Genomic DNA, 14,684 nt, shown 5'->3' with positions numbered 1-14,684 from the left:
GATCGCGCGGACGGGAAACCGGCCGAGCTTTCATTTTCCGGACAGGCGTTTAGAACGGGATTCTCACCTGCGCCCTGCGCTTCAGCAGAACACCCGGAGTTGCCCCGTGGAAAAACGCCGCCTTGGCCGGACGGACCTTTCTGTCTCGAAAATCTGTCTCGGAACCATGACGTGGGGCCAGCAGAACACCGAGCAGGAAGGCCACGAGCAGATGGACCTGGCCTTTTCGCGCGGCGTCAACTTCCTCGACACGGCCGAACTCTATCCCATCCCGCCGAAGCCGGAGACGCAGGGCCGCACCGAGGAGATCATCGGCAACTGGATGAAGGCGCGCGGCAACCGCGACGACGTCGTCCTCGCTTCCAAGGTGGTCGGACGCACCGCAAACGAGTGGTTCCGCGGTGGCCGCCCCTCCAAGCTCGTTCGCGCCGACATCCTCGATGCCATCGACAAGTCGCTCAAGCGGCTGCAGACCGACCGTATCGACCTCTACCAGATTCATTTCCCGGACCGGAAGATCGCCTGGGGCGGAAACCCGACGCGGGTGGGGTCATGGCCCGCCCAACGCGACGCCGACGAAACGCCGATCGCCGAGACGCTCGGCGTCTTCGACGATCTGGTCAAGGCCGGCAAGGTCCGCCATCTCGGACTGTCCAACGAGAGTTCGTGGGGCGTCATGCAGTATGTGGCCGACTCCAATCGCGGCGCGGGTCCGCGCCCGGTCTCAGTCCAGAACGCCTATAACCTCGTGAACAGAACCTTCGAAGTGAACCTCGCCGAGGTCTGCGACCGGGAAGACGTCGGGCTGCTTGCCTATTCGCCGCTGGCGCAGGGTTACCTGACCGGCAAGTACGATCACGGCGCGCGTCCGGCAGGCGCCCGCACGACCCTCTTCAATCGAGGCCAGCGTTACCAGACACCGAATGCCGCCGAGGCGCTGCTTGCCTACAACGAACTGGCGCGCAGCTTCGGCATGGAACCGGCGCTGTTTGCCAACGCTTTCGTCACGAGCCGTCCCTTCATGACCTCGAACATCATCGGTGCGACCAGCATTGCGCAGCTCGACATGGCGCTGTCCTCGGCCCAGGTGGACTTTACCGAGGAGATGCTGAAGGCCGTCGATGCCATCCACCAGCGCTTCGGCAACCCCTGTCCCTGACTGGCTGCGCCAAGGCTTGGCGCGGGCAGTCAAAGCTTCTACCAAGGGCAGGGCGCAATTCCTGCGCGGGGTGCACAATGCTGCGGATCACCAAGGTACCCGTCGAGGACATCTACGTGCCGACTGCGCGCAAGAAGACGCTGCATCCCGAAACGGTGCGGATTCTGGCAGAGGACATCTTGGAGAACGGCATGAATACGCCGATCCAGGTGCGTCACGACGGCAAGCGCCATGTGCTGGTAGAGGGCCTGCATCGGCTGGAAGCGGCAAAGTGGCTCGGCGAGACCGAGATCGAGGCCTATCTGGTGCAGGCCAAGAGGCACTGAGGTCCAAGTCGCCTGCTATCGGCTGAGGGGGCTATTGAAGGGCAGGGCAGCGACCGGCGCCGCCCGAACCCTCAGGCGCCGTCCTTGCTGTCCTGCTGACTAACAACCCCGAAATCCTGTGATTTCGCGCCTGTCTCCGCCACCAGAAATCCGTCCGACGCCAAGCCGCGGCGCAGCAACTCGCGCACGGCTGCCGCGCGGCTGGGCATCCGCTTGTCAAAACGCCAGTTTTCCAAGGCCTCGAGTTCCGAGGCGCTCAGCATGATTTGAAGTCTCTCGGGACGCTCAAGTTCAGCCATCACAATGCCCTCGACCTGTGGAAGCGGAACGCAACGAAAGTCAGGTCCAAACGAATGAGTAAGCGACTAGTTCCAATCATTCTTGGCATGATGTGTATTCTTAATCAAGGTCGCAGGCTGAGCCGAGCCTGTCTCCGGCGGTAGCTGCTAACACGACGTTCCTTGCTGTCAATTACGCAAGCAGGCAATCTACTAACTATTTGAAAATATTACGGAAAACCGTATTTTGCTGTTGTGCTCCGGGCTTGTTGGGTGCATAGTCTCTGGCATGGAAATGTCGTGAGTGGGGTCACGCGAAATCAGAGCGAGAAACACCATGAAAGTACTATTTTCACCCCGACTCCTGGACGATCTGTCTGCGACCGTACAGTCCGCGCTGCATCGCTACGGGGTCGTGAACATCCCGCTGCTGGCTGAAGAGATCCGCGCCCGCCACGAAGGCGAGAACGTCGCGCTCGAAGACATCACGGCGCAGGTCATGGCGCAGGCGCAGATGCACAGCGCCGCCATGGAGTTCGACCGGCCGGCCCTGAGCTGATCGGTCTTTCCGCCTAAAGCGGGATGTTGTCGTGCTTCTTCCAGGGGTTCTCGAGGTTCTTGTTGCGCAACATGCGCAGCGCACGCGCCACGCGGCGCCTGGTCGAGTGCGGCATGATCACCTCGTCGACATAGCCGCGTTCCGCCGCCACGAAGGGTGACAGGAAGCGGTCCTCGTAAGCCTTGGTATGGGCCGCGATCTTCTCCGCGTCGCCGATATCCTTGCGATAGATGATCTCGACCGCGCCGCGCGCGCCCATCACGGCGATCTGCGCGGTCGGCCAGGCATAGTTCATGTCGCCGCGCAGGTGCTTTGACGCCATCACGTCATAAGCGCCGCCGAAGGCCTTACGGGTGATGACGGTGACTTTCGGCACCGTGGCCTCCGCATAGGCGAACAACAGCTTTGCGCCGTGCTTGATCAGGCCGCCATATTCCTGCGCCGTACCCGGCAGGAAGCCCGGGACGTCGACGAACGTCACCAGCGGGATCGAGAAACAGTCGCAGAAGCGCACGAATCGCGCGGCCTTGCGGCTGGCGTCGGAATCGAGAACGCCGGCCAACACCATGGGCTGGTTGGCGACGAAGCCGACGGTGCGTCCCTCGACGCGGCCGAAGCCGATGACAATGTTTTTGGCGAAGCTTTCCTGAATCTCGAAGAAGTCTCCCTCGTCGCAGGTCTTCAGGATCAGTTCCCTGATGTCGTAGGGCTTGTTGGCATTGTCCGGGATCAGCCGGTCGAGCGACATGTCGTTGGCGTCGGCCGGCTGGCTGCAGGCGATTTCCGGAATTTCGGCCGTGTTGGAGGCCGGCAGCAGGTCGACGAGGCGGCGCATCTGCAGCAGCGCCTCGACATCGTTGTCGTAGGCGCCATCGGCGATCGACGATTTCGTCGTGTGAATGGAGGCGCCGCCGAGCTGTTCTGCCGTCACCGTCTCGTTGGTTACGGTCTTCACCACGTCCGGCCCGGTGACGAACATGTAGGAGGTGTCGCGCACCATGAAGATGAAGTCGGTCATCGCCGGCGAATAGACGTCGCCGCCGGCGCAGGGACCCATGATGACGGAAATCTGCGGAATGACGCCCGAGGCCAGCACGTTGCGCTGGAACACCTCGGCATAGCCGCCGAGTGCGGCCACGCCCTCCTGGATGCGGGCGCCGCCGGCATCGTAGATGCCGATGATGGGCGCGCGGTTCCTCAGCGCCATATCCTGCACCTTCTGGATCTTTTCGGCATGCGCCTGTGACAGCGAGCCGCCGAACACCGTGAAATCCTTGGCGAACAGAAAGACCGTGCGGCCGTTGACGGTGCCCCAGCCGGTGACGACCCCGTCGCCGGCGATCTTCTGCTTCTCCATGCCGAAATCGGTGGAGCGATGCTCGACGAACATGTCGAACTCCTCGAACGAGCCTTCATCGAGAAAAACCTCGATACGCTCGCGGGCGGTCAACTTGCCGCGCTTGTGCTGAGCGTCGATGCGGGCCTGGCCGCCGCCCATGCGGGCATTCTCGCGCCGCCGCTCGAGTTCGCTGAGCACGTCTTTCATAGTGGGCATTCCCCCCGCACGTTTTACGAGCCTGTCGTAACATGGCGTCGCGCCAGCGCAAGCACCTGCTGGCGGGACATAACCGTCGCGGGCGAGGGCAATGCAACCCTGCTCCGGAACGCGCCGGTCCCGGAACCGGTTTGCTGCAGTGCAGCGAATTACCTTGCTATTTCGACCGGGATGGCCCATATGCGGCGCAATAGGCGCGTAGGCTGGATTTCCGGCTTTCCTCAACAGGACTGGTTGCGTCTGTTTTCTCCCTTACCGAAGATCGGCAAGTGGCGGAAAAGCCCCACGGACAGAATGTCCGCGGGCACGACAGCGCAGCCGCGCGGACACTGAAGTGTCCGCCGCCTTGTCGTTTCATGAATTTTCGTCCGCCGCGGGTTGCGCCCCGCGTGAGGGCTGTTTTGCGGCTATGCCCGCGCGAAAGAAGAATAAATTGACGATAGAAAACACTGCGGTAAACACCGCTGAAAATACTGCTGAACTGACCGACTTTGCCAAGCTCGGCATCACCGGTCCGCTGCTCAAGGCGACCGTTGTTGCAGGCTTTGATACGCCGAAGCCGATCCAGATCGGTGCCATTCCGCCACATCTCGCCGGCCGCGACGTGCTGGCCGTTGCCCAGACGGGCTCCGGCAAGACGGCTGCCTTCAGCCTGCCGATCCTGACCAAGATCATCGCGCTCGGCACCAAGCGTTCGCCGCGCACCTGCCGTGCGCTTATCCTGGCGCCGACCCGCGAGCTCGCGGTGCAGATCGAAGACACGATCCGCATCCTGGCCAAGGGCCTGCATGTCGCCACCGCCCTCGTGCTCGGCGGCGTCTCGCGTTCCAGCCAGGTTCGCAAGATGGCGCCCGGCGTCGACATTCTCGTCGCCACGCCCGGCCGTCTGACCGATCTGGTGCGGGAAGGCGAGATCAGCCTTGCCGAGACGCGCTGGCTCGTCCTCGACGAGGCCGACCGCATGCTCGACATGGGCTTCATCAACGACGTCCGCCGCATCGCCAAGGCGGTGCATCGCGACAAGCAGACAGCGCTCTTCTCGGCCACCATGCCGACGGAGATCGAGCAGCTTGCCCGCGGCATCATGAAGGACCCGGTCCACATCGAGGTTGCGCCCCAGGGCACGGCCGCGGCCGAGATCAAGCAGGGCGTGGTGATTGCCCGCACCAAGCAGAAGCGCAAGGTGCTGTCGACCATGCTCGCCGACCCGGCGATGAGCTCGGTGATCGTCTTCTCGCGCACCAAGCACGGCGCCGACCGCGTCGTTCGCGATCTCGAGCGCGACGGCTTCAACGCCGCCGTCATTCACGGCAACAAGTCCCAGAACGCCCGCCAGAAGGCGCTCAACGGCTTCCGTGACGGCTCGGTGCGCATCCTCGTGGCGACCGACATCGCCGCGCGCGGCATCGACGTTCCCGGCATCAGCCACGTGGTGAATTTCGACCTGCCCGACGAGGCGGAGAGCTATGTCCACCGCATCGGCCGTACGGGCCGCAACGGTGCCGACGGCATCGCCATCACGCTGTGCGATCCGTCCGAGAGCTCGAAGCTGCGCTCGGTCGAGCGGATCATCCGCGCGAAGCTGCCGATCACGGCCGACCATACCGGCGAGCCTGACCCCGTGCGCGATCCCAAGGAGCGCAACGAGCGTGTCCAGGAGGCCGCCAACGACCGCGGCGGCTACCGCAACGGCAACCGCCCGCGCGGCGACCAGAAGCCCGGCGGCGGCAAGAAGGCTGTGTCGGGCAAGCCCGGCGGTGGCAGGAACTATGGCGGCAAGCGCCGCTTCGGCGGCAACAGGGCGCCTCGCGCGGCCTGACCTTAAAGCCACCTGACGATTGTGAGCGCCGCGGTCGAGAGACCGCGGCGCTTTTTCGTTTGCGAGAACAGGCACGCGGGTCTGGCCCAATTGCCGCCGGGCGGACGATGCGCTAGGCCGCAACACGTCTCTCGGGAAGCTTTTCATGGCCGGCATAGCGGCGCTCGCAATCGGATACGTGCTGTCGCAGTTCTACCGGTCCTTCATGGCGGTGCTGACGCCTGCGCTGACCACGGAAATCGGAATGAGCAAGGCCGAGCTCTCGGCGGCTTCGGGCGCCTGGTTCATCGCCTTCGCGCTGGCGCAGTTCGCCGTCGGCGTCTCGCTCGACCGTTTCGGGCCGCGGCGCACAGCCTCGCTGATGCTGGCCGCCGGCGCCGGCCTCGGCGCCTTCCTGTTCGCGCTGGCAACATCTCCCTGGATGATCATTGCCGCGATGGCGCTGATCGGGATCGGCTGCGCGCCCGTGCTGATGGGCTCGCTGTTCATCTTCGCCAGGAGCTATTCGCCGGCCCGCTTTGCCGTGCTGGCCTCCTGGATGGTCGCCTTCGGCACGGCCGGCAACGTCATCGGCGCGTCGCCGCTCGCTGGCGCGGCGGAGGCTTTCGGCTGGCGCCCGGTAATGGCGGGGCTTGGCGTGTTCACGCTCCTGACTGCGCTCGCCGTCGCGCTTCTGGTGCGCGATCCGTCCGAGCCCGCGGGAAGCAGCGGGCCGTCGAGCGGATTTGCCGGCTATCGCGAACTCCTGCGGTTGCGCATGTTGTGGCCGATCATCCCGCTGACCATGCTCAACTACGCGCCGACTTCCGGCATCCGCGGGCTCTGGGCCGGACCCTATCTTGCCGACGTCTATGGCGCGGACGCCATCGTCATCGGCCAGGTGACGCTCTTCATGGCACTGGCCATGGTTGCCGGGTCGTTCCTCTATGGACCGCTCGACACCATCTTCCGAACCCGCAAATGGGTCGCGGCAGGCGGCAACGCGATGAGCCTGCTGGCGCTTGTCTATCTCACGCTCGTTCCGGTTCCGGGCATCGTCGGCACGACAGTGCTCTTCGTCATTGTCGGCCTGTGCGGCAGTTCCTACGGGCTGTTGATGGCGCATGCGCGCGCCTTCGTGCCGGCACACCTGACCGGACGGGGCGTGACGCTGATGAATTTCTTCGCGATCGGCGGGGTCGGCGCGATGCAGTTTGCCACCGGTGGCGTCGTCACCGCCGCCTCGGTGCCCGGTTCGCCTGGGTCGGGCTATGCGGCGCTGTTCGGCTTCTACGTTCTGACGCTCGGGGCAAGCCTGCTGGTGTACCTGCTGGCGCGCGACGCTAAGCCGGAAACGACCTGAATCCGGGCGTCCGCACGAGCCGCGCGACATGCCGGATCGCGACATGAAAACAGTATCTTGACGCCGCCATTGCGCCGGATAACTTGGCGCCACATCAACAACAGGCGGGAATGATCGTCATGGCTGGTTTGCTCTCTAGGTCCGGCCTCGGCGCCGCTGGTTTTGCGCTCCTTTTGAGCTCGGTTGCAGCCTTCGCCGCAGACGGGACCGTCGTCCTGCGCGGCGCGCGCATCCTCACCATGGACGAGGCACGGCCGGAAGCCAGCGCCATCGCGCTGGTCGACGGGCGCATTGCCGCGGTCGGCTCGGCTGAGGATGTCGCGCCCTACCTCGACGGCGCCACCGTCTACGACCTGCCGGCCGACGCGCTGGTGCTGCCGGGCTTCCAGGATTCCCACAACCACCTGATCTGGAGCGCCACCGAGGCGCTCGACGTCGGCCTGTGGGAAGTCGTCGACAAGGAAGGCGTTCGCGAGGCGATCGAGGCCGCCAACATCGACGACATGCCCGAGGGCGCCTGGATTCGCGGTGCCGGCTGGGATATCGCGGCCTTTCCGGAGGGCAATGCCGCCATGCTCGACGAGGTGACCGGCGACCGGCCGATGTTCATCAGCGCGGTAGATGGCCACTCCGGATGGGCCAACTCGGCGGCGCTCAAGGCCGCGGGCGTCGACGCCAGCACCAAGGATCCCGAAGGCGGCCGCATCGAGCGTGACGCCGCCGGCAACCCGACCGGCCTGCTGCGCGAAAGTGCCATGGAACTGGTCAGCAAGCTGCTGCCCGAATACCCGCACAGCCAGGTGGATGCCGGCTTCGAGACGGCGCAGGCCGAGGCGCTGAGCTACGGCATCACCGCCATCATCGACCCATCCGCCGAAGCCTGGATGCTCGACGGCTACAAGCGCGCCGATGAGGCCGGCAATCTGGCGCTTCGGGTCGAGGCCGCGGTCAAGGTCGAGGCGGACGAGGGGACCGCCGGCGTGGCGCGAACGCTTGAGTTCAAGCAGCGTTATGCAACGCCGCATCTCAAGATCACCTCGCTGAAGCTCTTCATCGACGGCGTCATCGAGACCGGCACAGCCGCCTTGCTCGAGGCCTATGTCGGCAGCAACGAGAGCGGCGAGCTGCTGTTCACGCCAGAACAGCTCGACGCAATCGCCGTTGAAGCCGACAAGGCCGGGCTGCAGCTGCACGCCCATGCCATCGGCGACCGCGCCGTGCGCGTGGCGCTCGACGCCTATGCGGCGGCGCAGAAGGCCAATGGCGCACGCGACAGCCGCCACCAGATCACGCATCTCGAGCTGATCGACCCGACCGACATTCCGCGCTTCAAGGAGCTTGGCGTACTGGCCAACATCCAGGCGCTGTGGGCCTATCCCGACACCTATATCGTCGACCTGACCGAGCCAAAGATCGGGCCGGAACGCTCTGAATGGCTCTATCCCTTCGGCGCGTTGAAGCAGGCGGGCGCCACGATCGTCGGCAGCAGCGACTGGAGCGTCTCGTCGATGAACCCGCTGGAGGCGATCCAGACCGGCGTGACACGGCAGGACATCGAAGACGCCGAGGGCCGCGTGCTGACGCCTCAGCACAAGCTCGACCTGATGGACATGCTGAAGGCCTATACGGTGAACGGCGCCTATGCCGCCTTCGACGAGGCCAATTCCGGTACGCTGACGGTCGGCAAGCGTGCCGACGTCGTCGTGCTCGCCAGCGATATCACCAAGGTGCCACCGACCGAGATCGCATCAAGCAAGGTGCTGGCGACGCTGATCGATGGTGTCCCGGTCTACCAGGACGAGGCGATGCCGGAGCCGGCCACGCCGTAAGGTGCTCAGTGCCCGGGTTTCTTGCCCTTGCGCGCGCGCTTTGCCAGCTTGCCGTGGTCCGGCAGTTCACGCATGTGCGGACGCAGGTTTTCCAGCCCGTCATCCTCCCATGACCTGCCGGGCATGAGCGGGCGGCCCTTCCAGCGCGTCACGTAGGACAGTAAGTGGTGGACGACGTCGCGCGGCAGCAGCCGCAGCAGCTTGAGGCCCCAGGTCAGGCGGCGCGGGAAGGTCGTTTCGAAGCCGCCTGACCGGATCGCCTTCATCATGCGCGCCGAGGCCTGCTCGACAGGCATCAGCGCGGGCATCACGAAGCTGTTCTTGGCCGCCAGCGGCGTGTCGACGAAGCCCGGATTGATGATCTGCAGGCGGATGTTCATCTTGTCGAAGTCGAAGCGCAGTGAGTCGGCCATCAGGTTGAGCGCTGCCTTGGTGGCGCCGTAGGCGCCGGTGCTCGGCCAGCCGAAATAGGCGGTCACCGAGCCGACGAGCACGATCTGGCCGCGGCCGCGCTTCCGCATGGCTTCGACCGCCGGTATCATGCCGTGCAGCGCGCCGAACAGATTGACGTCGTAGGTCTTTCTGAAAGCCGACAGGCTGAGCGCCTCGCCGTGGACGGGGAAGTAGGTGCCGGCGTTGAAGATGGCGAGCACGACTTTTCCTGCATTCGCCTCGATCGCCTCGACCGTTCGCGCCATGCCGGCCTCGTCGGTGACGTCGCAATAGAATGGCAGGATCTTTCCTGCGACCCCGGAGGCCTCGTCGACAAGATCGTCGAGCCGGTCCTGCTCGCGGGTCGTGACGGCCACCGTCCAGCCATCGCGGGCAAGGTCCAGTGCCAGCGCCCGGCCGATGCCGGTGCTTCCGCCTGTAAGCCAGGCCACGCCGTCGCTTGGGCCGGCCCTGTAGATTGCCATTGTGCCACCCGTGAATGCTGCCGTCCGTCATTAACGATGGTGACGGCGAATGCAATATGGCGCGCCGGCGCAGTTGCTGAGACTTGGCGTCCGGATATGCCCGGCGGAGCGAAAATTCCTCCCTTGAAAGGCTGCGCGGCGGTTTCTAGGGTCGTGCTCGACAAAGAAGGAACGAATCCATGCACCGTTCGGTGATCGACACGATCGGCAACACGCCGCTCATCCGGTTGAGACGCGCCTCGGAGGAAACCGGCTGCGAAATCCTCGGCAAGGCCGAGTTCATGAACCCCGGCCAGTCCGTCAAGGATCGCGCCGGCCTGTTCATCATCCGCGACGCCGAGGCGAGGGGGCTGCTCCGGCCAGGCGGCGTCATCGTCGAGGGAACTGCGGGCAATACCGGCATCGGCCTCACCGTGGTCGCCAAGGCGCTCGGTTACCGCACCGTGATCGTCATTCCCGACACGCAGAGCCAGGAGAAGAAGGATGCGCTGCGCGTGCTCGGCGCCGAACTGATCGAAGTGCCGGCGGTGCCGTACAAGAACCCCAACAACTACGTGAAGGTGTCGGGCCGGCTGGCCGAGCAACTGGCGAAGACCGAGCCGAACGGCGCCATCTGGGCCAACCAGTTCGACAATGTCGCCAACCGCGACGGCCATATCCGCACCACCGCGCAGGAAATCTGGACGCAGACCGACGGCAAGGTCGATGGTTTCGTTTCGGCGGTGGGCACGGGCGGCACGCTGGCCGGCGTCGCTGCCGGGCTGAAGGGCAAGAAGCCGACCGTCAAGATCGCGCTAGCCGACCCGCTCGGCGCCGCGCTCTACAGCTTCTATACCGAGGGCGTGCTGAAATCGGAGGGCAGTTCGATCACCGAAGGCATCGGCCAGGGCCGCATCACCGCCAATCTTGAGGATTTCACGCCGGACTTCTCCTTTCAGGTCAGCGATCCTGAGGCGCTGCCGATCGTCTTTGATCTGGTGCAGGAGGAGGGCATGTGCCTCGGCGGCTCGTCGGGCATCAACATCGCCGGCGCTATCCGGCTGGCGCGCGAACTTGGTCCGGGGCACACCATTGTGACCATCCTTTGCGACTACGGCACGCGCTACCAGTCGAAGCTCTTCAATCCGGAGTTCCTGCGTGGCAAGAGCCTGCCCGTGCCCGGCTGGATGGAAAGGGTTTCCGATATATCGGTGCCCTTCGAGACCGTTCCGCAATGAGCTTTGCGACGGAGACCCTGTTTCGGGACGATGCCTATCTCAGGACGGCCGAGGCGACGGTGCTCCACGTAAACGATCGTGGCGGAATCGTCCTCGACCGCACCATCTTCTACGCCACCTCCGGCGGCCAGCCGGGCGACACCGGGCACCTGCATTTTCCGCGTGGCGGCAATATCGAGATCGCTGCGACGATCACCGGCGAGACCAAGGACGAGATCATCCACGTGCCGGTGGCCGACGAGACCGTGCCGAAGGTGGGCGAGACCCTGCGGCTGGCGATCGACTGGGAACGGCGCCACCGGCTGATGCGCATGCACACGGCCTGCCACCTGCTCACCGTCATCTGCCCCTATCCGATCACCGGCGCTGCGGTCGGTCCGGAGGAGTCGCGCGTCGATTTCGATATTCCGGATGCCGCCTTCAACAAGGCCGATGCTACCGAAAGACTGATGGGACTGGTGAGTGCGGACCATCCGATCTTCACGCGCTGGATCACCGACGAGGAACTCGCGGACAATCCGGGCCTGGTGAAGTCGAAGAACGTGCGTCCGCCGTCCGGCACCGGCCGCATCCGGCTGGTCTGCATCGGCGAGGAGGGCAGGGTGGACAGCCAGCCCTGCGGCGGCACCCATGTGAAGTCGACCGGCGAAGTCGGTGAGATTCACATCGGCAAGATCGAGAAGAAGGGGCGCGAGAACCGCCGCTTCCGCATCCGCTTCGGTCCGTTGCCCGCGGAGTGACGCGTTCGCCGGCCTCTGCGCCCAGAATCGCTAGGCTTCCATAGCCCCGTCGAGCCGGTAGGTGGCCATGTCGATGTCGCCCGTCCATATCCACATCGCCAGCAGCGGTGCATTGAGCGTGCGCATCGCGTGGCGGTCGCGCGGCAGGTGATGGATCATCGTGCCGGGGAGCATGGTTGCGAACGGGCCGTCGTTCTTCTGCCACTGCGCGTCGCCCGACAGCACGTAATAGAATTCCTCCGCCTCGTGATCGTGCGGCGGATAGTCGGTCATCGGCGCCTGAAGGTAGAGGCCGAAGCGCATCGCGTCGGAGCCGCCAAGACCATCGGGGCCGGCTATCTCGATAAAAGTGAACCGGTCCACGATGGCGCTGCTCTTGGGCAGGTCGCCGGCGGTCCATGGCAGGCGTGACGCGCAGGCCTCAAGCGCCGTGCGCAGCGCGCCGTGCGGCATCCCCTCAAGCGCCGCTGCTATGTTGACCAGGGCGGGCGGCTGGGTAACGGCAGCGCGTGCTGCGGTTGCCCGGAAGGGGACGAGGTCGGCCGCCGCATCGACGCCGGATGCGGCATAGGCGATCGCGGCATTGGCCACGAGGGTTTCGATGGCAGCGGCAAGTTCGTCCGCCGGTGAGGCCGTGAAGTCCAGCGACGTGTTCATGCTACCGCTCTCGAAACATCTTCACTTTTAGTAGCTTTGCTGTTTTGGGCGCGGTACGAAAAATGCGACGTGGATGGAGTGGTTTTCGGCCTCCAATCTGCGCAAGGGAGAAGACATGAAAGAAGATTCCCCATTCCTCGTAACGGGCGACTGGCTCGAGGCGCATCTGAAGGATCCGGGTCTCAGCGTCGTCGACGGGTCGTGGTACCTGCCGGCGCAGGGTCGGGACGCGCGCGCCGAATACGAGGCCGCCCACATCCCGCGCGCCATCTTCTTCGACCACGACGCGGTGGTCGATCCGGACTCTGCCCTGCCGCATACGCTGCCCGACGCGCGCACCTTCGCCCGCCATGCCGGATCGATGGGCATCGCCATCAGCGACACGATCGTCGTCTACGACGGTCCCGGGCTGTTCTCGGCGCCACGGGTCTGGTGGATGTTCCGCGTCATGGGGGCGCAGAAGGTGTTCATTCTCGATGGCGGCTTCGACCGCTGGAAGAGCGAGGGCCGTCCGGTCACCGACGAGGCCACCAGGATCGCGCCCGACCTCTTCGACGCGGTTCTCGACAAGACGCGCGTGGCGTCTCTCGACGCCATGCGGCGGATCGTCGAAACCGGCGAGAGCCAGATCGCCGACGCCAGGCCGGCCGGCCGCTTCGCCGGGGTCGACCCGGAGCCGCGGCAAGGCGTGCGCGGCGGCCACATGCCGGGCGCCCGCAGCCTGCCTGCGTCGCTGCTCTCGCGCGATGGCAGCCTGCTGCCGCCGGACCAGTTGCGCGCCCGTTTCGAGGCGGCCGGCGTCGATCTCGAAAGACCCGTCGTCACGTCATGCGGATCGGGCATCACCGCCGCGATCATCACGCTGGCGCTCGAGACACTCGGCCATTCGGCGAACCGCCTCTATGACGGCTCGTGGAGCGAATGGGGCAGCAGATCGGACACGCCGGTGGAGACAGGCAAGGAATGACCAAAGCAGCAAAGCGGCCCGAGGCGATCCCCGTCACGGTAACCTTCCTCGAAATGACCCGGCAGCCGGCGCACTACGCGCATCCACCGATGAACCGCCACATCGCGCTGATGAAGACGCGCGACATGCCGTTGCACTTCTACCGTTACCTGATGGATCGGGTCGGCCGGAAATGGCACTGGGTCAACGTCCTTCGGCTGAGCGACGAGGAACTCGCCGAAAAGATCCATGCCAAGGGCCGGGACATCCGGGTGCTCTATCTCGACGGCGTGCCTGCCGGCTTCTTCGACATCAATCCGCACCAGCCTGACGAGACAGAAATCGCCTATTTCGGCATGATGCAGCATGCCACGGGCCTCGGGCTCGGCCGCTGGTTCCTCGGTGCCGCCATCGAGGCGGCCTGGTCGACCGGGCCGAAGCAGATTTCGGTCCAGACCTGCACGCTCGACCATCCGGCCGCGCTGCCGCTTTACCAGAAGCTTGGCTTCTCTCCGGTGGGCCAGCAGAAGGAAATGGTACAGCCGCTGACGCTGGCGGAACGCTCGAAGAGCGTCATGCGCGGCTAGGCGCCGAAGCTCCCTGGCTGGCAATGCCGCCTGAATGCGGCGTTCACCGCGGCTTCAGCTTGGCTCTGCAAATGTGGGTCCAGTCGATGCGGCCGATGGCCCGAAACAATGGAGACCGACCATGCTTACCCGCCGCTCTTTCGCTGCCCTTGCACTTGCGGCCCTCGCGTTCCCGTCGCTGGCCGGGGCCCAGTCAGCCACACCTTCGGCGAGCCAGATCGAACGACAGCTCGAAGTGGCGCCACGCATGAAGATCCGCCCGGACCAGAGGGCCACGGTGCGGGAATTCAAGCGCCGGCCCGACCTGCGCCGCATGGCGCCCTCGATCGATATCCAGTCGATCAACTTTGCCTTCGGCTCGTCGGAAATCCCGCGCTCGCAATACGGCAAGGTCGAGAACATCGCCGATGCGCTCGATCGACTGCTCAGCCGCCGGCCCGGCACAAGGGTGCTGATCGAGGGCCATACCGACGCGGTCGGCTCGCAGTCCGCCAACCTGCTGCTTTCAGAAGATCGCGCCGCCTCGCTCAAGCGGACGCTGGTCCGGGATTTCGGCATCCCGCGCCGGGCGCTCGAGACGGTTGGCTACGGCGAGGACTTCCTGCTGGTCCCGACGCAGAACGAGAACTGGCGCAACCGCCGCGTCACGCTGCGCCGCTTCGACGACTTCCTGCAGTAGGCGCTAACCGGCGCCGGAATCTGCCGCATTCGCTGCCATACCGGTCAGCGGGGCACGCAATGAAAAAAGGCCCG

At 65.1% G+C, this 14,684-nt stretch carries 15 protein-coding genes; 11 read left to right on the top strand and 4 right to left on the bottom strand.

Going from position 1 to position 14,684, the window contains the following annotated elements; all coding sequences use genetic code 11:
* Nucleotides 1-106 precede the first annotated feature (106 nt).
* Together ACT2BZ_RS22005 and ACT2BZ_RS22000 are read left to right on the top strand one after the other, a co-directional pair.
* On the top strand, nucleotides 107-1,159 hold the full coding sequence (locus ACT2BZ_RS22005; protein WP_457937761.1) for an aldo/keto reductase: 1,053 nt from the start codon (nucleotides 107-109) through the stop codon (nucleotides 1,157-1,159).
* Nucleotides 1,160-1,236: 77 nt separating this feature from the next.
* Complete coding sequence (locus ACT2BZ_RS22000; protein WP_457937759.1) at nucleotides 1,237-1,485, top strand: ParB N-terminal domain-containing protein; 249 nt, start codon at nucleotides 1,237-1,239, stop codon at nucleotides 1,483-1,485.
* A 71-nt stretch (nucleotides 1,486-1,556) separates the two neighbouring features.
* Here the strand turns inward: ACT2BZ_RS22000 and ACT2BZ_RS21995 are convergent, their stop codons facing one another.
* Nucleotides 1,557-1,784, bottom strand: coding sequence for a hypothetical protein (locus ACT2BZ_RS21995; RefSeq protein ID WP_457937758.1), 228 nt, complete (start codon nucleotides 1,782-1,784; stop codon nucleotides 1,557-1,559).
* 316 nt (nucleotides 1,785-2,100) lie between these two features.
* Here ACT2BZ_RS21995 and ACT2BZ_RS21990 point away from each other — a divergent pair, with 316 nt between their 5' ends.
* Complete coding sequence (locus ACT2BZ_RS21990) at nucleotides 2,101-2,322, top strand: hypothetical protein (protein ID WP_457937756.1); 222 nt, start codon at nucleotides 2,101-2,103, stop codon at nucleotides 2,320-2,322.
* Between the two features lie 13 nt (nucleotides 2,323-2,335).
* On the opposite strand, the gene ACT2BZ_RS21985 is transcribed toward ACT2BZ_RS21990, so the two are convergent.
* Nucleotides 2,336-3,868 (bottom strand): acyl-CoA carboxylase subunit beta, encoded by a 1,533-nt coding sequence (locus ACT2BZ_RS21985; RefSeq protein ID WP_457937754.1) that lies wholly within the window; start codon nucleotides 3,866-3,868, stop codon nucleotides 2,336-2,338.
* Between the two features lie 442 nt (nucleotides 3,869-4,310).
* On the opposite strand from ACT2BZ_RS21985, the gene ACT2BZ_RS21980 reads away from it, so the two are divergent.
* The 3 genes from ACT2BZ_RS21980 to ACT2BZ_RS21970 all read left to right on the top strand — a co-directional run bounded on the left by ACT2BZ_RS21980 (nucleotide 4,311) and on the right by ACT2BZ_RS21970 (nucleotide 8,867).
* Nucleotides 4,311-5,696, top strand: a complete 1,386-nt coding sequence (locus tag ACT2BZ_RS21980; protein WP_457937752.1) for a DEAD/DEAH box helicase — start codon at nucleotides 4,311-4,313, stop codon at nucleotides 5,694-5,696.
* A gap of 145 nt (nucleotides 5,697-5,841) precedes the next feature.
* Nucleotides 5,842-7,038 (top strand): MFS transporter, encoded by a 1,197-nt coding sequence (locus ACT2BZ_RS21975; RefSeq protein ID WP_457937750.1) that lies wholly within the window; start codon nucleotides 5,842-5,844, stop codon nucleotides 7,036-7,038.
* A 119-nt stretch (nucleotides 7,039-7,157) separates the two neighbouring features.
* Entirely contained in the window at nucleotides 7,158-8,867 is a 1,710-nt protein-coding gene (locus ACT2BZ_RS21970; RefSeq protein ID WP_457937748.1) for an amidohydrolase, read from the top strand.
* A gap of 5 nt (nucleotides 8,868-8,872) precedes the next feature.
* On the opposite strand, the gene ACT2BZ_RS21965 is transcribed toward ACT2BZ_RS21970, so the two are convergent.
* A complete protein-coding gene (locus tag ACT2BZ_RS21965; protein ID WP_457937746.1) occupies nucleotides 8,873-9,784 on the bottom strand; it encodes an SDR family NAD(P)-dependent oxidoreductase in 912 nt (303 codons plus the stop codon).
* A gap of 179 nt (nucleotides 9,785-9,963) precedes the next feature.
* On the opposite strand from ACT2BZ_RS21965, the gene ACT2BZ_RS21960 reads away from it, so the two are divergent.
* Together ACT2BZ_RS21960 and ACT2BZ_RS21955 are read left to right on the top strand one after the other, a co-directional pair.
* A complete protein-coding gene (locus ACT2BZ_RS21960; protein WP_457937744.1) occupies nucleotides 9,964-11,001 on the top strand; it encodes a cysteine synthase A in 1,038 nt (345 codons plus the stop codon).
* On the top strand, nucleotides 10,998-11,741 hold the full coding sequence (locus ACT2BZ_RS21955; RefSeq protein WP_457937743.1) for an alanyl-tRNA editing protein: 744 nt from the start codon (nucleotides 10,998-11,000) through the stop codon (nucleotides 11,739-11,741). Before ACT2BZ_RS21960 ends, ACT2BZ_RS21955 begins: the two co-directional genes overlap by 4 nt.
* 30 nt (nucleotides 11,742-11,771) lie before the next feature.
* Here the strand turns inward: ACT2BZ_RS21955 and ACT2BZ_RS21950 are convergent, their stop codons facing one another.
* On the bottom strand, nucleotides 11,772-12,398 hold the full coding sequence (locus ACT2BZ_RS21950) for a dimethylsulfonioproprionate lyase family protein (RefSeq protein WP_457937741.1): 627 nt from the start codon (nucleotides 12,396-12,398) through the stop codon (nucleotides 11,772-11,774).
* 115 nt (nucleotides 12,399-12,513) lie between these two features.
* Between ACT2BZ_RS21950 and sseA the strand changes: the two genes are divergently transcribed.
* The 3 genes from sseA (at nucleotide 12,514) to ACT2BZ_RS21935 (ending at nucleotide 14,610) form a co-directional block, all read left to right on the top strand.
* Complete coding sequence (gene sseA, locus ACT2BZ_RS21945) at nucleotides 12,514-13,365, top strand: 3-mercaptopyruvate sulfurtransferase (protein ID WP_457937739.1); 852 nt, start codon at nucleotides 12,514-12,516, stop codon at nucleotides 13,363-13,365.
* Entirely contained in the window at nucleotides 13,362-13,931 is a 570-nt protein-coding gene (locus tag ACT2BZ_RS21940; protein WP_457937737.1) for a GNAT family N-acetyltransferase, read from the top strand. Before sseA ends, ACT2BZ_RS21940 begins: the two co-directional genes overlap by 4 nt.
* 121 nt (nucleotides 13,932-14,052) lie before the next feature.
* On the top strand, nucleotides 14,053-14,610 hold the full coding sequence (locus tag ACT2BZ_RS21935) for an OmpA family protein (protein WP_457937735.1): 558 nt from the start codon (nucleotides 14,053-14,055) through the stop codon (nucleotides 14,608-14,610).
* Nucleotides 14,611-14,684: the final 74 nt, after the last annotated feature.

This window comes from Mesorhizobium sp. 10J20-29 (genome assembly GCF_054130485.1).
This window is presented reverse-complemented; position numbering and strand designations above follow the sequence as displayed.